Annotated in this window: 20 protein-coding genes and 1 pseudogene; 17 read left to right on the top strand and 4 right to left on the bottom strand. The window is 38.8% G+C overall.

Annotated elements, in window-relative coordinates:
• Positions 1-48: 48 nt before the first annotated feature.
• The 9 genes from ABIE27_RS15370 to ABIE27_RS15410 all read left to right on the top strand — a co-directional run bounded on the left by ABIE27_RS15370 (position 49) and on the right by ABIE27_RS15410 (position 7,583).
• Positions 49-525 carry a DUF4362 domain-containing protein gene (locus tag ABIE27_RS15370; protein WP_429350878.1) on the top strand — a complete coding sequence of 159 codons (477 nt, stop codon included), beginning with the start codon at positions 49-51 and terminating at the stop codon, positions 523-525.
• Between the two features lie 186 nt (positions 526-711).
• Positions 712-2,166 carry a DUF2207 family protein gene (locus ABIE27_RS15375; protein ID WP_429350879.1) on the top strand — a complete coding sequence of 485 codons (1,455 nt, stop codon included), beginning with the start codon at positions 712-714 and terminating at the stop codon, positions 2,164-2,166.
• A gap of 205 nt (positions 2,167-2,371) precedes the next feature.
• Positions 2,372-3,553: a WXG100 family type VII secretion target gene (locus ABIE27_RS15380; protein ID WP_429350880.1), complete on the top strand. Its 1,182-nt coding sequence runs from the start codon at positions 2,372-2,374 to the stop codon at positions 3,551-3,553.
• Between the two features lie 3 nt (positions 3,554-3,556).
• Positions 3,557-4,030 carry a hypothetical protein gene (locus ABIE27_RS15385; protein WP_429350881.1) on the top strand — a complete coding sequence of 158 codons (474 nt, stop codon included), beginning with the start codon at positions 3,557-3,559 and terminating at the stop codon, positions 4,028-4,030.
• Between the two features lie 395 nt (positions 4,031-4,425).
• A complete protein-coding gene (locus ABIE27_RS15390) occupies positions 4,426-4,728 on the top strand; it encodes a hypothetical protein (protein ID WP_429350882.1) in 303 nt (100 codons plus the stop codon).
• A 21-nt stretch (positions 4,729-4,749) separates the two neighbouring features.
• Positions 4,750-5,223, top strand: coding sequence for a hypothetical protein (locus tag ABIE27_RS15395; protein WP_429350883.1), 474 nt, complete (start codon positions 4,750-4,752; stop codon positions 5,221-5,223).
• A 99-nt stretch (positions 5,224-5,322) separates the two neighbouring features.
• Positions 5,323-5,982, top strand: coding sequence for a hypothetical protein (locus ABIE27_RS15400; RefSeq protein WP_429350884.1), 660 nt, complete (start codon positions 5,323-5,325; stop codon positions 5,980-5,982).
• A 325-nt stretch (positions 5,983-6,307) separates the two neighbouring features.
• Positions 6,308-7,216 carry a DUF4183 domain-containing protein gene (locus tag ABIE27_RS15405; RefSeq protein WP_429350885.1) on the top strand — a complete coding sequence of 303 codons (909 nt, stop codon included), beginning with the start codon at positions 6,308-6,310 and terminating at the stop codon, positions 7,214-7,216.
• An 82-nt stretch (positions 7,217-7,298) separates the two neighbouring features.
• Positions 7,299-7,583 carry a DUF4183 domain-containing protein gene (locus ABIE27_RS15410; protein ID WP_090917548.1) on the top strand — a complete coding sequence of 95 codons (285 nt, stop codon included), beginning with the start codon at positions 7,299-7,301 and terminating at the stop codon, positions 7,581-7,583.
• 196 nt (positions 7,584-7,779) lie between these two features.
• Here ABIE27_RS15410 and ABIE27_RS15415 read toward each other — a convergent pair whose 3' ends face one another.
• Positions 7,780-8,244 (bottom strand): hypothetical protein, encoded by a 465-nt coding sequence (locus ABIE27_RS15415; protein WP_429350886.1) that lies wholly within the window; start codon positions 8,242-8,244, stop codon positions 7,780-7,782.
• Positions 8,245-8,322: 78 nt separating this feature from the next.
• Positions 8,323-9,315 carry a hypothetical protein gene (locus ABIE27_RS15420; RefSeq protein ID WP_429350887.1) on the bottom strand — a complete coding sequence of 331 codons (993 nt, stop codon included), beginning with the start codon at positions 9,313-9,315 and terminating at the stop codon, positions 8,323-8,325.
• Positions 9,316-9,627: 312 nt separating this feature from the next.
• Here ABIE27_RS15420 and ABIE27_RS15425 point away from each other — a divergent pair.
• The 6 genes and pseudogenes from ABIE27_RS15425 to ABIE27_RS15450 all read left to right on the top strand — a co-directional run.
• Positions 9,628-10,814, top strand: a pseudogene (locus ABIE27_RS15425) (DEAD/DEAH box helicase family protein); the annotation flags it as partial.
• 405 nt (positions 10,815-11,219) lie between these two features.
• The gene (locus ABIE27_RS15430) at positions 11,220-12,044 is read left to right on the top strand and encodes a hypothetical protein (RefSeq protein WP_429350888.1); all 825 of its coding nucleotides are present in this window, start codon (positions 11,220-11,222) and stop codon (positions 12,042-12,044) included.
• A 4-nt stretch (positions 12,045-12,048) separates the two neighbouring features.
• Entirely contained in the window at positions 12,049-12,246 is a 198-nt protein-coding gene (locus tag ABIE27_RS15435) for a hypothetical protein (protein ID WP_429350889.1), read from the top strand.
• Between the two features lie 98 nt (positions 12,247-12,344).
• Complete coding sequence (locus ABIE27_RS15440; protein WP_429350890.1) at positions 12,345-12,851, top strand: hypothetical protein; 507 nt, start codon at positions 12,345-12,347, stop codon at positions 12,849-12,851.
• A 403-nt stretch (positions 12,852-13,254) separates the two neighbouring features.
• A complete protein-coding gene (locus ABIE27_RS15445) occupies positions 13,255-13,464 on the top strand; it encodes a helix-turn-helix domain-containing protein (protein ID WP_429350891.1) in 210 nt (69 codons plus the stop codon).
• A 12-nt stretch (positions 13,465-13,476) separates the two neighbouring features.
• Positions 13,477-14,703 (top strand): MvaI/BcnI family restriction endonuclease, encoded by a 1,227-nt coding sequence (locus ABIE27_RS15450; RefSeq protein ID WP_429350892.1) that lies wholly within the window; start codon positions 13,477-13,479, stop codon positions 14,701-14,703.
• Between the two features lie 17 nt (positions 14,704-14,720).
• Here ABIE27_RS15450 and ABIE27_RS15455 read toward each other — a convergent pair whose 3' ends face one another.
• Both ABIE27_RS15455 and ABIE27_RS15460 read right to left on the bottom strand, forming a co-directional pair.
• Positions 14,721-16,028 (bottom strand): DNA cytosine methyltransferase, encoded by a 1,308-nt coding sequence (locus tag ABIE27_RS15455; protein ID WP_429350893.1) that lies wholly within the window; start codon positions 16,026-16,028, stop codon positions 14,721-14,723.
• A 291-nt stretch (positions 16,029-16,319) separates the two neighbouring features.
• Positions 16,320-16,670 carry a helix-turn-helix domain-containing protein gene (locus ABIE27_RS15460; protein ID WP_429350894.1) on the bottom strand — a complete coding sequence of 117 codons (351 nt, stop codon included), beginning with the start codon at positions 16,668-16,670 and terminating at the stop codon, positions 16,320-16,322.
• A gap of 57 nt (positions 16,671-16,727) precedes the next feature.
• Between ABIE27_RS15460 and ABIE27_RS15465 the strand changes: the two genes are divergently transcribed.
• Both ABIE27_RS15465 and ABIE27_RS15470 read left to right on the top strand, forming a co-directional pair.
• Positions 16,728-16,967 carry a hypothetical protein gene (locus ABIE27_RS15465; protein ID WP_429350895.1) on the top strand — a complete coding sequence of 80 codons (240 nt, stop codon included), beginning with the start codon at positions 16,728-16,730 and terminating at the stop codon, positions 16,965-16,967.
• A gap of 17 nt (positions 16,968-16,984) precedes the next feature.
• Positions 16,985-17,620 carry a hypothetical protein gene (locus ABIE27_RS15470; RefSeq protein ID WP_429350896.1) on the top strand — a complete coding sequence of 212 codons (636 nt, stop codon included), beginning with the start codon at positions 16,985-16,987 and terminating at the stop codon, positions 17,618-17,620.
• The last annotated feature ends 17 nt before the right edge of the window (positions 17,621-17,637 follow it).

Raw genomic sequence — 17,637 nt, forward strand, 5'->3', positions numbered from 1 at the left:
ATGTAACCTATCCAGTCTTGGTCACGTTGTACATATGAGGTGATTGCAATGGGAAAATATTTTATTATGTTGTGTTTGGTAGCTGTACTCGCAACAGGCTGTAGTCCGAATGATCCACAGCAGACTGCCGATCCGGTAGAGAAAAGAAGCCCTTTTCCTGCCATAGTTGAGCCGCATAAAGCGGAGCAAGCAGAAGAAAGTGGAGATGTTGTCTTTATTTTGGGGGAGATGCGAAACCGAGATAAGTGGGAGTCTTTTATGCAAAAAGTGAAAAAGAATCAACCGGATCACGTCCGGGTCACCATGTATACGATTGAAGGCGATCCCATCATCCATGAGCTAATCTATGACGGTACTCTGTTTCAATCCACCTATGATGCCACAAGAGATAAGTATGGCTCCAGAGAAGAGATTACGACGAATACTTGCAAGGGATTGGAACTGACCAAAGTCGAGCGAGGAGAATCAGTGTACGTTTTAACCGATTGTGAAAAGCAAAATGGTTTCTACATTCCGAACATGTAGAAGGAAGAAAAGACTTACGAATGATGAATCATGGATGTGGATGGAAGGACTCTGAGAGGATGAAAATTGAAAGGCGCATCGATGAAAAAGAGGCGCTTGGTTGGATTCTTTTGGGATATGAACAGGTTTATATAGAGTAGGGTAGATCACTGGAATTTTATTTTCACCTATGAAAGGGGTCATCACATGAGATATGTACTAACAGATGGACATGCTTCATCTCAGTTCTATCATTCGGTTCTTGTCCAGAGACAGCTGGCCCCGATCTTGCAGGAGGCATGGTTGAAGCAGCTTATGAAACTGATCATGTGGGTGCTTCTGGGCATCATTGTTGTTCAATTGCTGTTATGGGTGAGGGGGCGCTTGAGCAAGAGGCCGTTCAGAGACGAAGAGGTGGAGCAAGCAGATCCATTGTTTCTCGCCTATTTGCGGAGCAAGGGCAGGCTGAAGTTGAAGGACACTCAGGCGACCATGTTCCAGTTAATTCGTAAAGGCATATTGTCCATGACAATTGTGAAAATCAAGGGGCGATACCGGAATGATCCGGGGGAAAGCAATCCTCAACTTAGACCCAAAACAACACTGGAGTACAGTGTACAATCCTCTGCTGTTAACGGTACGCCGGATGAACAGGGTCTGCTAGATTGGTTGTTCTCTACCTATGGTTTCGGTAAACAACGGCTGAGGCTAGATGCTTTGGCTGGACCAAGTAACGGGGAAAGTAAGCGGAGAGAGGCCATGAAATACTACCAGCTTAAAGAAAAGGCGCTGAGCAAAGGCGTTCAGTCGTGGAAGGAACAAGTCGTAGAGACGAGAGACTGGGGACAGCTGATTCGAACGCCGATGCTTTTGCGATTGCTTGTCTATGTTATGTTTCCTATTCTGATGCTTCTGACAGGTATCGTATGCTTTGCAGAACGTGTGTATGTGTCAGGTGTGATGGGTCTGGCAGTTACAGTGGTGATCTGGTTCTTGGTTATTCGGAAAATTCATGTGCGTTTGCTCTATCAGGCGGCTTGTGTAGGATTAATGATCAGCCTCACCGTGGCGATCGACGGCAATTCAACGTTTACTTCATCGCTGTACGGTATTATTTTTCTGTCCATTTTTGTTCGTCTGTTCTTGCCTGCAAGAGAAGTGGCTCCGTCTGCGAGAGATTGGGAGGCATCGATGCGTCACTGGCGTAAACGATACAGAAAAGGCATTCCAGTCGAGCGCCTGAGGGAGTCGGCAGAAGTGCTGGAACAGATTATTCAGACTGCTCTGGTGCTGGGCATTGGATCACGATGTGTGCGCAAAACGGATTGGTCCGTACTACAGCAACACCATGATCCAGAGCTCAGACGCCTTGCAGATCGTAAACCTGCATCAGATAATAGTGTACCTGGATCAACAACATTAAAACATACACCTCTATTGGTGCTAGCTTTGCATCTGCGAGGCATATTCAGGCCGATGTTTGCGGCAGAGTTTCCGTTTGATCGCACCAATTATGTCTTCGCCACGATATTCCCTGAATCGGGTGGAAGCGGAGGTCACGCGCCGGTATATACGGATAGCTATAGCGGGGGCGGTCATCATCACGGATCAGACAGCGGGGATTCCGGCGGAGGCGGGGACTCGGGCGGTGGTGGAGATTAATTATCATGGATTGAAATGATGCCTCCGCTGGATGCCTGATCTTCTTGTGGATAAGACAGAATAATATAACAAATGGGTATGCGTACATGTGCAAGCTTGGCTGACTAGAGTAGTTACCTAATTACCGAATTGTTGAGGGAGAAAATGATCCTTCTGTTCAATTCCAAAGACAATTTCCATTTGTTAAAATTTAGGTATAAAAACTATGAACAGGTTTGGTGGTGAAAACGGCATGTTGCGGATTCAGGTACACCCCGATGAATTGGATGCCAAGGCACGTTATGTTCAGCAATGTAAATTGGATTTGGACCGAATGGTTCGTGAACTGGATAAATCTCTGAATATGCTACAATCCGAATGGTCGGGGGTTACGCAAGAACGATTCTTCTGGGATTTTATGGAGGTCAAGCATGTTTTCCCGTCAACACTCGGCATGCTGGATAATATTCAGAAGGAGTTTACCTTCATTGCAAATAATTTCAGGACGACAGACAGCACAGGTGAGGTGGCTCTGTACATCCCCAATGAGTTGAAACCAAGTTTTTTCACTGGAGCCGTGGACAAAGCCATTGGTGACACAGTTACAGGCGTAGGCGAGACAGCCGAAGCACTCATTTATAATCCGTTAAGCACATTAGGCAGTTTGGCTTATGCGATGACTCTAGGTAAGGTAGTTGACGCTGGACGTGGACTCGCCTTTGCTTGGGATGCGGCCTGGGGCAACGGAACAGCAAGGTCTGATATCGAGCAGTTTGTGGATGATAAGAAGAAACAACTCGATGAGGACGAGTCAGGTTATGTTAAAGGTGCGATGGTCGGCCAGGCCCTCTCTTATTTTATCTTCGGCAGAGCCTTACACCCGAAGGAACGTCATGAATCGGGTGGAGGTGGGGGAGGTAAGAAGGAGCAGGAGAAAGGTAGCGTAGGTCATGGAGATCTGACAGAACCTTCACTACCAAAAGGAAGTAAGCCAACGGGGAATTACGGTGTAGGTGATTCCCATGGGATAAAAAAACAAAATGAAACAGCTAACTTCTTAGCTGATAAAGGTTATGAAATAAAAATGTTAGACGAAATAGATGGTGGGAATGGATATGGAGTTAAAGCAAACTCCAATCCTGACTTTTTAATACAAGGGAAGGTTTTTGACTGTTATTCTCCTATGAACGATGCAAATGTAGATAATATTCTTCGAAACATAGCAAAGAAAACTAAAACTCAAGCTGAAAGAATTGTTGTTAATCTGGATGAATTTCCAACTGAACTAGTTAGTGAAATTACTCAAGGCATTATTAGAAAAGCTAACCCAAATGGGGATCTGAAAAATTTAAAAGAAGTTTTATTTGTTAAAGACGGTAATATAACTAGGGTATTTGGGGAGGATTAATGGATGGATTACGAGTTGTTTTTACAAACTAAGCTTGACCGTAAATCATTAGGTGAATTGATTCATCAATATGTTACTGAAACGGTTAAGGAGAACAGTTCACTCCAAATTAACGAAGATGAAATCGTAGTTGGCTGTAGATTTTTCACATTTTTCATCGAGATTGAGGATATTTCTGATATCACGTTTGTTCAAAAACATTATAATCTGGTTTTGAATGTATGCATTAGAATTCAATTGTTTGGTCGTACTTTTAATGATGGTATCGGCCATTTGTTCAAAGTGATTAGTAAACTTATGAAGGATACGGAAGGGAATTTATTATTCTTAGAAGATGGTTCTACTCAGTTACTTAGAATGGAAAATGGTTCTTTAACGGTCAATAATCGATTAGATAAGTATCAAACTAAATATTTTACTCCAAGCCTGCTGAGTATCCTTAATTATCCTTATATTGAAAAAGAGCTCTCAAGCTAGAAATGTAACGGAATCCTCATTTTTGACTGTTAAAAATAAGATTAATAATCCACAGTGTCACCTTTTTGTTAAAGGTGACAAAGAAAGCTTGTCTATCTTTGTTAGAGATAAATATATTGTTTTATACGCGGTCAAGGAATAGATGCAGCCAAGAAAAGGGGATATCAGCTAGCGGTGCTAAGTCTTCTAATGTAAAGGAGGTTCAAAGAAAATTAGCTCAGTAATAATTCTAAAGAAAATATCAAATTATTCTCCATAGCAGGCTCTTGAGAACTTCAAGAAGGCAGCGCAGAGAGCTAATATGTACTGTTTTCACATTACAGTTGAACTTGATACAGATCAGAACTTTCAATCTGCAGAAGGCAACTCTATCCGAAGTAGACGAAGAGACTCTGTTGGGTTCCGAAGATGAAGATACAATTAGGTACTTTACGTTTAACGTAAACAAGGTTGTTGAAAGTTCATATGATAGTTTCACGTGGCTCACTCAATCAACGGATTATTTTTGGGCATTGGATATTGTGAATATCAATCATGAGTATGAATTCATTTACAAGTTTGTAGTAGAGTATTTTAAAGATAATCCAGAAGATTACTTGTGGTTTGATGCTGCCGAGTGGTACTACACGGCTGATGATATCTTAAGACTACGTCAAAGACCTTATAATCCTAAGTGGTGTAGTGAAAAAGTTATTTGAGTTAAGAGGGATGGAGAATAAATGAGTATCTCATCTTTTATCGTATTTGAATGTAAAAACAGCCCTTCGGCATGCAATCTATTGAATAGTATTAGAACCCTATGTACAAAAGAAAACATGTTCTTTGACAGTGACGACGAAAAATATGACATTGAAGGAGAACTAAAATACACTCGGATATACATTAGTGATAAGCCGTTTAAGGAAGATTACGTAAGAACGATCAGCTTTAGTGTGTATGATGAACCATATGATTTTCAGATCGTTACTTTTGATTGGGGAAAATTGAAAAATGAGTATTTTAAAGCGATAGTTTCTGACGATTTCGATGGTAACGAGGATTTATTATTTCAATTCCTATTTGCTCTCTTACACGAGTATTCAGATGCAAAAGTATGGATTGAGGAAGATTGGTTCTATACTTTGGATGATCTTAAAAGGATAAAAGATCCGTACAATAATAGTTGGTGTTACATGGACCCGAGAAACATCTAGATGAAATTTCACAACTAAAATTTTGAAAGACAGAAGGCACTTCTACCACGTAAACGTAGAGGTGCTTCTTACTATAAAATCCAAGGAGAATATCTCGCCATGATCCTTAATAAAAAACGACTTTTGATGATCGGTTGCTGCCTTGCGTTTGTGATCTTGCTTGTTCTAACCTACAGTTTCTACAAAGAAAAAAGAATGTATGAACAATACCTAACCTCGAATATCCGTCAAGATTTGGTTGATATGAAAAGTGCGATCATCACGAATGATCGTATTTTTAACCGCATACTGGAGGATGGCAAAATCATAAACGAGATGGTTGAGGACGGAGAGCAGGCAAGGCAGCTTCATGTTAACCTCAGAGCTATGTCACAGATTATTGATAAGTATAACTTGATGAATCTTAGTTTTAGTCAGGAAAGCAGTTGGCTCGTAAAACCCGCACCACTATTCATAAACGATTTGGGAGTAGAGGACATATGGCCACATACACTTCACCGAATGCATATGACGTTCGATCCGTTGGATCAAACCAATCGTATGGTATCCCCAAAACTAAAAGCCAGAATACAGGAGTACCAGCAGTTAAATCATCGGTGGTTGAATATCATTGGTGACTTTGAATCGACAATGATCGAAGAGAAGGACTGGCCTCAAATCCTATATGATCTGGAGCAAGAGACAAGAACTTATTTTAAGGAGAAAAATGTTGATTTTGTAGAGAATGACGTCTGGAGAGAGGCGTTGAGTCCCAGGTGAAATTGAAGAAAATAAGGGTAAAGCAGATAAGAGGAAGGACTATAGCAAAAGTTGTAGTTCTTTTTTATTGGGCTGCGGTCATAGTTATTCGCACACTCTCCGCATGTGCTGAAGACATAGTATAGGGCATATACTGTGGTTTACTGGCACTGGCCTAAGGAGTGTGGCGACTTTGAAGCATACGAACAAGGTGAAAACGACTCTTCACTCATTAAGAAAGAGACATTCTTCAACGAAACGCTGTAACGATATTCCGAAAAAACGTAAAAAACGTTATGCCATACGTAAAGCTTTGGGAAGAAAAAGATGTGCTTACAAGCAGCGCGTGAGACAAAAGAAAGTATCCCGCAGACACAGAAATATTGCATTACCTGGAAGAGGCAATGTTCCTCTCGCCTGTCCTGAGCCTACTTTGGAAGCTGCCCCCACTAAAATGGAGGAAATAAAAACAGTCAGTCTTCCTGAAACGCAGGGACTGCTCGCACAACAAGGTTCCCAAGGCTTGACAGGTCCTCGAGGTGAGCGGGGTGAAGCAGGCAGTTTAGGAGTACAAGGTGTCGCTGGTCCTCGCGGTGAACGCGGTGAACCAGGAAGCACGGGAGCCCAAGGCCTGATTGGGCCACAGGGTGTAGCTGGTGAGCAGGGGCCTCCCGGAGTGCAGGGACCTGCTGGTCCTCGCGGCGAACGCGGTGAACCGGGAAGTGCGGGAGTTCAAGGTCCGATTGGCCCTCCGGGTGTAGCTGGTGAGCAGGGGCCTCCCGGAGTGCAGGGACCTGTTGGTTCTCGCGGTGAACAAGGCGAACCGGGAAGTGCGGGAGTCCAAGGTCCGGTTGGCCCTCAGGGTGTAGCTGGTGAGCAGGGACCTCCCGGAGTGCAGGGGCCGACAGGGCCTCCGGGTGAGCAAGGCCCGCCAGGCAGTATCCCCGGAATTCAGATCATTCCTACATCGGACCGCTACTTTTATTTCCCTGACACTGATTTGGATTTGTCGAATTCGGTTACAGTTTCTGCTAGTGAATTTGTTAATGATGAGGGAGGAAGTATATCTCAATTTGTGGGGATAGGCATGACGAGTTATTACAATCTTTATATTAATGGGATCGTACAACCTGGCAATTCGTATGTGTTAACTGCAGATGGATTATTTATTCCATCTCAAAGCGGTGTCCTGTTTGCTGAAACACCAGTCATTATTGAAATTGTTCAATTAACAGCGGTAATCCTAAACAAATGAAAATGGTTATATCATCTCATCCCTCTGCCTTCACTACTCTCAAATCTACTACATATACTATGTCAGGTAGGAGGTGAGAAACATGCCGCTTGTTACACCATTTCAGAACAGTTTAAGATTCGCCGCGACTATAGGGGATGGAACAGGAACCGGAGCAACGTTTGCAATCGCTGCGACGGCTTTTACGAACGATGCAGGTACAGCCGCAACAGCTTTTCCAGGCACGTTTAATTACTACAATCTCTACGTTAATGGCCTTATGCAAACAGCAGATACATCCTCAGTTACCACCACTACACTTACAATCCCCGGTGGAGATGCATTAAATGATGGCACCCCAATTGTCGTACAATTTGTAGTGTCATAAGGATTGCTTGAAGTGATTTAACAAAGCATTGTACGGCTTCTATCTGTGATAGGAGCCGTTTTTCTTATTTTATCTATCAGAATAAAGAGGTGTAAGAATCCCGTAGATGCGTGAGAAGTTGAGGGATGAATCCGGATCATAAAGAAATATCCCCCGAATAGGACATTCTAAAGAGTTAATTCATGGAGATCATGAATTAACTCTTTTCTTTCTCTAGCACAAGTTCGAATGGGATAGAAATGTTATGTTGTTCGGCCGAGTTCGGACGTGCTTTAATCTCAAAAGTAAGATTCAATGTTTCTGGTAGATCGCGGACTTGATCAGTTCTTGTTGTAATGTAATAATGTTTGTCTCCGAGCTTTAGAAGGTCGCCACTTACAGTTTCAGCGAAAGGTTCACCTTGATTATAGAAGGTATATCCCAAATCGTTCTCGGACTGTCCGCCTCCCTTTATCTCATATCCAATCTGCAACTCGCTATTGTTATACGTTGCATTGAGTAACGTGATCGTGATGCCATTTACTGTTTTGGTTTGAGTGGGAATATTAGGTTCAGGCAGCGCTGATTCTTCCGATGAGCCAGTAAAAAAGTAAAATACAGCGGGAAGAACCAATATAAGGATACCAAAGATTAGGGCAATGACTATGCTCTTTTTATTCATAAAAATTTCGTGCTCCTTTCATGAAATAAAGAGTGTACAGTCTGTACACTCTTTATTACCCTAACTATATTAACATAATTACAACTTCAGGCTAAAATACGGAGTAGGAGACTCAGTAACATACGAACTTTCAGAGGATATACTCAAGCCAACTGACAAAGGGTAACTTACAGATGGCGAGACAGTAAGCTTGCTAACTTTGTGTTTATAGTAACCTTCAACAGATGTTGTAAGCTCCGTGGAGTTACTCACAGAAGTGTGGTAACTAAGATACCCTCTATATGCAGCAAGGGAGTATGCTAAGGAACTTTGATCAAGCCGAAAAGTTACAAAGCTTCCGCCACTATCTGTCTTTTTGCTAATGGGAGTAATATTAGCCTCTTTTATAGGTTGCCCCGCCGTCACATAATTATATTTACCAGTAAAGACTAGGTCATCCTGAGTACCTGTTTGGACTAACCCAGGTCCATGCCCCAATGCAAAGACATCTATGCCTCTGTTAACTGGCATTTTCAACCATTCAAATCTCAAATTCAATTGATAATCTTTACTTCCCGTTTTAAATGCTTGCATAGTGTATTTCATATACCCGTCAGGTATTACATAATCCACTTCAGCATTTGCTGCCCGTAGAGAAGTAGGAGAGTTCTGTTTCTTACCTAGTTTAAGTATAGCTTGTGGGTTCCCTTCAGCTTTTTCGTATTCTTTCATTTCTTGATAGAATTCTTCTTCGGATAGAAGAACTCTTTCTTCAGAGCCTTCTACTGGAGTAAGTGTTGGCTCTGGTGTTGATTGTAAGGTAGACATTGCTTTACTGCTTTGATCTACTTTTACTTTAATGGTTTGCTTAACAAAATGAGTAGTTGTATCTGAAATTTCACCAGAAGCATATTTTTGAATCTCATCTTCTGATAAAAGGTCATTAATCTCTTTTTGTGACCATCCTGAATTCAATAATACCTCATTACCTTGGACTTGAGTCGATGCTGCACTAGAGACAGGCGTAAATAAGGATACTGACAAAACAATGGAAAGGGAACATTGAGCCCAATTTTTTAATATTTTATTCAATTACTTTCTCCTCACATATAGGAATTTGTATAACAGTTGTTCATTGTATATACAAATTATGCACATGTAAAATGTGGAATATAGGTGTATTTTGACATATCATCCTGTTCATCTTAATGGTAGTGCTGTATCCACACCCTATCTTAAACTTGCTTCCATATGCTCCCTTATATTGATAGATATTATTTAAATCATAAACTATAATGAAAAGTTCTCTTCATTTGTCGATAATAGTATAGAAGCTTTTAAAGATATTACATATGGAGCTCAACTACATATCCACAACCATTCTAACCCTCGCGAGGTACATTCATGAAACAAGGCATATATGAACAGCTTATCAACACAATCACCAGGCAGGAGATTTCGGCGCTGGACCCGGATGTGTATCACATTGGGACCGAGAAACTGGATGCGGAGGAAGCGCATAAACTGCTGTCCACATATTTGGCGGCGGTGACTCGGCGAGCGCTCAGATTGTACGGGAACAGACGGAAGACAAGATGGCCGTATTAGAGCAGATTCGAACATGCAATGAGATTATTGCAACCCTGAAAGGCACGTTGGGGGAAGAGGAGTATAACGACTTGCAACTGGATGAGCAGGGTGAGGTGCTGACCCATGTGTATTCCAAGCTGAACAGCATTCGTGCCATTCGGGATACCAAAATCATTCGTCCCGATACGCCAATTGCCCAAAGCTCGTTATTCACAGGTGCCAAATCTGAACCAAGTATGCTGCTGGAGTTGCAAAAAGAGATCGTGACCGCCGACCGGATCGATTGGCTGGTGTCTTTTATCAAATTCAGTGGGCTTCGCCTGTTGCTGGAACAGCTTCAGCAATTCACATCGGGTGGGGGCAAACTGCGGATCATTACAACCACCTATATGGAGGCAACCGACCTCAAAGCGATTACCGAACTTAGCAAATTACCGAACACCGAAATCCAGATTTCGTATGATACCAAAGTCACCCGGCTGCATGCCAAAACGTATATCTTCCACCGCGATACGGGATTCACCACTGCTTATGTTGGCTCTTCGAACCTGTCCAACCCGGCCCTGACCAGTGGCATGGAGTGGAATCTCAAGGTGACGGAGAAGGATTCCCTGGATGTGCTGCGCAAGATCGAAGCGACCTTCGAGAGTTACTGGAATGACCGCGAATTTACGAGATACATTCCTGAGGATCAGGAGCATGAGGCACAGCTGAGAGCAGCTCTGAACCGCAAAAAAGACCCATCCGGACACTTCCACCTCGACATTCAGCCTTACGATTATCAAAAGGAAGTGCTGGAACAGCTGGACGCCGAGCGCACGCTGTATGGACGAAACCGTAACCTGATCGTCGCCGCCACAGGCGTTGGCAAAACGGTCATCTCTGCCTTCGATTACAAGCGATTCCGCGCAAGCCACGCGGGAGCAAAGCTTCTTTTTGTCGCCCATCGGGAAGAGATTCTGAAACAAAGCCGGGACACGTTCCGGTATATCCTGAAGGATTTTTTGAGTGATTAGAAAGCGAGTAACTTTTGTTATTTTAATAGAATTTTGTCAAGAATTATGGCATTTTTAGTTTAGTTGATTATATTAAATAAATTAGAATTGGGGCAAAGAATTGGATATAAATATTCTGGGAATTTCTCAAGATTTAAGAACTAATACTCCAGTTATATATGCGCAAATTCCAGTTACTGACTATCTTAATATCATAGGTGACGACTTTGGGGATTTTTTTATACAACGAAAACGAGAGAATCATAAGGCATATAAATGATTAAAGAATGATATTCTGGCTGGGACTGTGCTACCTTCAATAACACTAGCAGTTAAGCCTGATTATGTTGATAAGCTTATACCTCACGTTGAAAATAATAATTTTGAGGCTCTAAAGAATGAATTAAATAAGTGGGAATTGTAAATATCTTAGATGGTTTACAACGTACCTACATTCTTAATGATATAAAAAATTCCGATAAAGAATTCAAGAGCGGCCAAAAGTTAACACTTGAGTTTTGGTTAGAAAAGGATATTAAACATTTGATTTACAGGATTATTGTACTAAATTCTGGACAAAAACCAATGTCAATGCGGCATCAGGTAGAATTGTTGTTCTTAACTTTAAAAGAAAAACTTGAGAAGTCTATAGATGGCCTTGAAATTTATGCGGAACGTGACACTGAAAGAAGAAATAAAGCCCGAAAGTTTCCTCTAGAGAGGCTGGTTACAGCTTATCAAAGCTTTCTCTCTAAAAGTCCTGAAATTAAGAGAGATAATATAGTAGCAAACAAGTTAATAGATAACGATATTTTAGACTCAAATGAGGATGAATTGGGGGACAGTTTTATACTATTTGAGAGATATCTTAAGACTTACACAGATCTGGATTTTGAGGCGCATAGAATTTATTCTAATGGTAGATCAAATTGGTTGGCAGATGAAAATGTTATTAATTCTTTTTTCTCAGCTTTATCTGATTTTGGAAGGGGCAGTGGGCGTACAGAAAGAATTAATGTATCTCTTGAGTCTTTACTTACTACCTTAAAAAGAGCAGAAAAAGGTGATGATCCACTGGACTTAGAAGTTTTTAATGAGCTTAAAGGTGGTTTGAACCCTAAGACAGATAATATTGGGTATGCGACAAGAAAGCTTCTTCATTCTGGATTTAAAGAGTTTTTCAGAGAAGAGGGTGAACTAAGTCTCGAGGATTGTTGGCTCATGGAGGCACGTTAAATAAATGAATCTTTTTGATATAAATCAGTTAGATGTTGATACACGTGAAGTCTTACCTTTTTCTTTGGATTGTGTTGAAGATATCAATGGGCATTTATGTATTAATGGAAAAGTAGCAATTCCAATAACTCAAATTAATCGGGTATTTGATAGAACAAAAGTAATAAATGTGGTAGATGAAGAACAAGAAAGCTTAGGCTAATCTACTTCACTTCTTCTAAATCTAGTTTCAATCTGGAGAACTTAACTGAGGGTGAATTTATAGCATATCTAACAGAAGTGAGTAGTGAATTATTTCTGATGGAGGAGTATCGGTTTCTATATGATTATATAGTACTAGATAAAAGGTCACTAAATCGTTACATGGAAAAATTCCATAATACTTCTGCTATTTGGGGACAATTTCTACATAAAGAACAAGATAGGCTAAGGTCGCATATTCGTGAAGTAAGTCAAATCGTTGCTGTGAGTGATATTGAGTTACCTACAATGTATCATAATGAAATTGCTACTCGTTTAATTAAAGAACCATTTGCATTTGAAAGATTTCTAAAAAATTATCATTTGATCGAATTGCTATTCGATTATGACTTAGTTAATAACATAAAAGATTTGGATGATGATCTCAAGGGAATAGGAAAACTACTCTCTCAATATAATTCAAAAGAGTTTAATAGATTAATTTATGTTCTAGGTGGAAGAATAAATTCTATACCATCTCTGGAGGTACAATTAAACAATATTGATAATTTTATGTCGAAAGCAAAAGTCATTTTTATGATTATGGTAAGGACTACAACCCACTAAAGATTGAAGATTTTGAAAGTATTAATCTTCAAGGGGGATTTTCATTCGAGGTAGTAAAAAATGTTGTTAATAGAAATATGGATTATGGAAAATACAAAGTTTTTCTAATAAAAATAACTTGTTATTGGATTTATAGGATACGTTGTTGTATAGCTCATAATAAAATTGGAGAATTTATTTTCGACTCTAGTGACGAAGAATTTGTTTCAGACTTCGGAGAGTGTCTAGTTGAAGAAGTTATAAAACAATGTTTTAAAAGAGTAAATTAAAAAAGCCTATGAACAAACATTAGCAACATGTTTGTTCATAGGTTTTTTTACCTTTAAATTAACTGTTATAGCAGGTGTTTTAATGGAAAAAATAATTGTAAATTATAGATACAACGATGAAAGGAGAGTTGCTGTTGGACATCAAGTATGAGTTTGGCATAAACGTAAGGAGAGAGAGAGAGAAGAGGGGATGGACAATTGAGAAATTAGCAGAAAAATCCAATCTAAATGCTAATCATTTAGGTTCAATTGAAAGAGGGAACGAGAATGTAAGTTTGGATACGATATTTAAAATATCTTTAGCACTAGATATAGAAGTAATGAATTTATTTAAATTTGATTAAAAGAGGTGCAATATGAAGAGTTCAAACATCATTGAACACTATTTTGAAAATCCATATATGTATGAAGATTTTTTTTGTAAAATCTTAACGAAAAATGACGATAGTGGCCGTCACGGAGTATTAATACCCGTTTATGCTTACAGATTATTTCCTGAATTTGAAGGTTTTGATACATTGAGTGAAATTAATTACGAGGCATCAATAATTACATATTGGTTTAAAGAAGGTAATTGGATTGAGAAAAAAAGTAAGTGGAAACATTATCATAGATATCCAGAGAGAAGAATGACCTCCCTTTCTCCGGAGTTACTAAATAATAAACCGGAAAATTCAATAATGCTATTTGCGAAACTGAAAGAATCATTCGAATATTATTGTGTGTTAATTCCTCCGAAAGACAAGGCATATAATGAAATTGCAAATTTATTCAGATTTAATTTAAATCAAGAAAAAATAAGTGGACTTTCAGCGGTATTTGCTTACGAGGATTTGAAAAAAGCTATTAAAGAAGAAACTACGCCTCTGGATGAACTGATAGAAATGGTGAAGGAAATAGAAAAGAAGCAATTTATCTCTACTTTAAGAGCTGGAGATACTGGTATAGGTTATACTTTTGAAACCTTGATAGGAATTTCAGCAAATAGTAGTAAAATACCGGATTTCAAAGGTATAGAAATTAAATGTTCTCGCTCTAAAAAACCTAAAAGTAAAAGAACAGCTCAAACAGGCAAGCAAACATTATTTTCATTGATACCAAATTGGTCTGCCATAGAGAATAGAAGGAGACTTGTAGAGGAGTTTGGAGAAGAGGATCTTGAGAGAGAGAGATTAGCGATTTACTGTACTATAAAGGTGAATCCCAACAGAAAATTATGGAGTTTAAGTGTGAGTGAAGAAGATAAAAGAATATACATTTTACACAAGGGTATAAGGGTTGTTTATTATTCTTTTGAGGATTTAAAGAACGCTTTGGAAAATAAGCATAAAGAAAGTGCTTTTATTATAGCACATGCTAGAAAAAATTCAGAAGGTAATGAAGAATTTCACTATGATACATTAATACATGCTAAAGAAGTTTTATTTGAAGAGTTTGTAGCTCTTGTTAAAGAGAATATTATTGGGATAGACTTTGCTATACATCTTAAAGCGGGCAAAGTAAGAGATCACGGATTTTTGTGGAGATTAGAGAATAAGAAGCATCTCCTGAGACTATTTAAGTATGTACAGGAAGTAATATAGAAGAAAAGTACAATTGATCATATGATCAATTGTACTTTTTCATTAGCTAAGATAGCTTTCTTTATTTCAATAGCTATTGCTTTGGCCAATAAGGGGGGGACAGCATTACCAACTTGAGAATATTGTGGCACCTCTACTTTCCTACGAGGTCCTCCTGTGGTTCGTTTTCCAAGGAATTGAAAGCTATCATCAAATGATTGAATTCTAGCCATTTCTCTTACAGTTGGTATTCTATTTTCAAATGGAGTTAAGTAGTCATCAGGTAAAGTAACCATAGTTGGTGCTACACTAAATCTGGCTAACCTAAATCGATTACTCTTCTTAGTCAATAAAGCTTTAATTAAATGAATATCAACATTCCCACTAAGGAATTTATTTCGAATTTCTTGTTTCGACAGTTCAGGTATTTTTTTATGACACTCATTCAAGAGATTTGGATAAAGTTCAAGATCAATGCCCTCATTTAATATTCTTTTAGTGAGATTAGTAGAACTTTCTCCTTCTCTATAAAGAGAAAAGCGTTCGGTAACGATCGAATCATGTCTTGAGAACTCATGGTTATAAACTTTGTTTGTTGGAGCTATAGTTTCACCTTTAAGTGTTTTGGTTCTACCATATCTTGATTCTAATTGATAACTAGAAATTTCCTGTTGCTTTATAACTATCCCCTGTATTAAGTCTCCAATCGCATCTTGAACTGTAATTTTACTTTCGGGTAATTGACTTGTAGGTTCAGGATATATCGGTGGAGCAACAGAGTCTAAATGTGCAATGAAAATAACGCGTTTACGTCTTTGAGGCACACCAAAATCGGATGCATCCAGTACTTTGGGAGGTAGAGTGTTGTAACCAATCTCTGTAAACTCACTTTTGAGGATATCTGGAACTAGCATATTATCTTCATAAATTCTCCCTTTTACTCCTATAAAACCATCAAGCTTAGTATCATTAAAGCCTTCTACATTTTCCATAACTACATAGTTAGGTCTAATATCATTTATAATCCGTAGATATTCCTTAAATAACACATTTCTTGGATCATCCTTTTTTCTTTGGCCAGCTCTACTGAATCCTTGGCAAGGTGGCCCACCGAAAATAGCGTCAATTTTTGGGAAAGCCTTTCCTTTTAATATGTTCAGACTACTTATAGCCGCTTTTATTTCAGCCGAAGGTAGTTCTCTAATATCTGATCTATTAAAAAAAGTGTTTACGCCCTGATAAAGACCAAGTTGTTCATGACGATTTCTATAAGTTCTTTCTACATCTTCGTTTATGTCACTTGAATAAAGAATGTGGAACCCTGCCTGCAGGATACCTTCACTCATTCCGCCTGCTCCACAGAAAAGATCAATTGCATAAGGTTTCAAAAAATCACCGCCTTGTTATATCTAATTTATATTATGCCCTAAAAAAAATAAAATGTCCAGGTGGGAATATATGTTCTAGTATAATATATTCTATCAAAAAGAAAAGAGGTAATTTTATTGTAAAATTCCAAAAGAAGAGCAATTGTGTGGTTGGTAATTATTTGGATTATTTAAAATAAAGTAAAAAAAGATGACATTCATTTAAGAAGTCATCTATAAACAAACTTATCAAGTTTGCAAACATCGTTACTACTTATTATCCAATAGTATTTGTTTTGTTACATTTATTATCAAACGTATACTAACTGGATTTGCACTTCTAAGTATATCCACAAGTTCATTAATCAATGTTTCAGTTTCGGTTACTTCAAATTCTTCCTCCACATACGCAAATAATTGAATCAAATTAACATCCAGTGACTCAGCAATCTTTGCCAAGTTGACCAAAGAAACGTTCTTTTCACCACGTTCAATCTGACCTATGTATGAAAAATGAAATCCGCCTTTTTCTCCGAGGGATTCTTGTGAATACCCTCTTTCTTTGCGTAGTGCACGAATTCTGGCTCCGACCAATTTTAAAACTTCTCTATCCTCGTTCATGGTATTCACCTCTCTATGTTAAAAAGTGTAGTCAATTTTCCTAAAGGTAAACACCAAATGAAGAATATATGGCATGACTTGGTGAATTTGCTAAAGAGCAATGAGGAAAGTGCGATAGCATTTTTAGAGCAAAGTAAGGAAACGGAATTGTATTGGTTATGTGAGATATTTGAGGATTTGTCTGCCGAATTTCAGAGTCAAGCATTCATACATTGTCTGTTAGAGCTGCAAAAGAAATATCCCGACCTGGATATGAAGCAAGATATCGAGTACGCGATTCAATCCATAGAAGAATAACGGATTGGAGTGAGATCATGAGAGTGCAGCTTAAAGATACAGTAACATTACAAACCAATTTATCATTGGATCAAAGCTATATCGTATATGAAATAGAATCTACGGCTTCAGGAAATACGTACTATAGAATTGAAAATGATGCGAAGCAGGTTGTTCCGTATGATGCTGCTTTATTTGATGTAGTTTCAGATAAACTATATGGTGAATGGACGATCTTAAACAAGTCTAATCAATCATCTGCCAGAGTTCCCGGAGAGTTCGCTTATATCACATTTTGGGAAGAGTTTTATAATGATGACCCAAGGGCTCTACGCGCTTTTAGACAAGTTAAGGCCAGATTTTATCTCGCAGAATTAGAAGCGTTCGAAATTAAAGATATTCTGGAGAGTAACAACGAAGATGGGATTTACTTTGTTTTAAATATGCTAATACGCGCGAAGTGTGACACGTTCATATACGAAGTAATTCAATTCGCCAAAACAAGGCTGGTAGAGCATACCTATTCAGAGAATGATTTGTTGATAACTGCATTCGAGTATTTGAGTTTATTCAAAGAAGAACATATCCATGCATTTTTAATAGGCTACTTGACCAATATTGAGCTTGGAAATGATGAACTAACAAAAATTGTGAGTAATTACTTTGCTTCATAACATAAATGGCAAGTGAA

The sequence above is a fragment of the Paenibacillus sp. 4624 genome (assembly GCF_050435065.1).
Taxonomy (GTDB): Bacteria; Bacillota; Bacilli; order Paenibacillales; family Paenibacillaceae; genus Paenibacillus; species Paenibacillus amylolyticus_D.

Bases quoted from the DNA above. Each gene is read 5' to 3' on its own strand.
- ABIE27_RS15370 (WP_429350878.1), top strand. From the start codon at position 49: ATGGGAAAATATTTTATTATGTTGTGTTTGGTAGCTGTACTCGCAACA.
- ABIE27_RS15375 (WP_429350879.1), top strand. From the start codon at position 712: ATGAGATATGTACTAACAGATGGACATGCTTCATCTCAGTTCTATCAT.
- ABIE27_RS15380 (WP_429350880.1), top strand. From the start codon at position 2,372: ATGAACAGGTTTGGTGGTGAAAACGGCATGTTGCGGATTCAGGTACAC.
- ABIE27_RS15385 (WP_429350881.1), top strand. From the start codon at position 3,557: ATGGATTACGAGTTGTTTTTACAAACTAAGCTTGACCGTAAATCATTA.
- ABIE27_RS15395 (WP_429350883.1), top strand. From the start codon at position 4,750: ATGAGTATCTCATCTTTTATCGTATTTGAATGTAAAAACAGCCCTTCG.
- ABIE27_RS15400 (WP_429350884.1), top strand. From the start codon at position 5,323: ATGATCCTTAATAAAAAACGACTTTTGATGATCGGTTGCTGCCTTGCG.
- ABIE27_RS15410 (WP_090917548.1), top strand. From the start codon at position 7,299: ATGCCGCTTGTTACACCATTTCAGAACAGTTTAAGATTCGCCGCGACT.
- ABIE27_RS15415 (WP_429350886.1), bottom strand. From the start codon at position 8,244: ATGAATAAAAAGAGCATAGTCATTGCCCTAATCTTTGGTATCCTTATA.
- ABIE27_RS15435 (WP_429350889.1), top strand. From the start codon at position 12,049: ATGAATCTTTTTGATATAAATCAGTTAGATGTTGATACACGTGAAGTC.
- ABIE27_RS15440 (WP_429350890.1), top strand. From the start codon at position 12,345: ATGGAGGAGTATCGGTTTCTATATGATTATATAGTACTAGATAAAAGG.
- ABIE27_RS15450 (WP_429350892.1), top strand. From the start codon at position 13,477: ATGAAGAGTTCAAACATCATTGAACACTATTTTGAAAATCCATATATG.
- ABIE27_RS15455 (WP_429350893.1), bottom strand. From the start codon at position 16,028: ATGAGTGAAGGTATCCTGCAGGCAGGGTTCCACATTCTTTATTCAAGT.
- ABIE27_RS15460 (WP_429350894.1), bottom strand. From the start codon at position 16,670: ATGAACGAGGATAGAGAAGTTTTAAAATTGGTCGGAGCCAGAATTCGT.
- ABIE27_RS15465 (WP_429350895.1), top strand. From the start codon at position 16,728: ATGAAGAATATATGGCATGACTTGGTGAATTTGCTAAAGAGCAATGAG.
- ABIE27_RS15470 (WP_429350896.1), top strand. From the start codon at position 16,985: ATGAGAGTGCAGCTTAAAGATACAGTAACATTACAAACCAATTTATCA.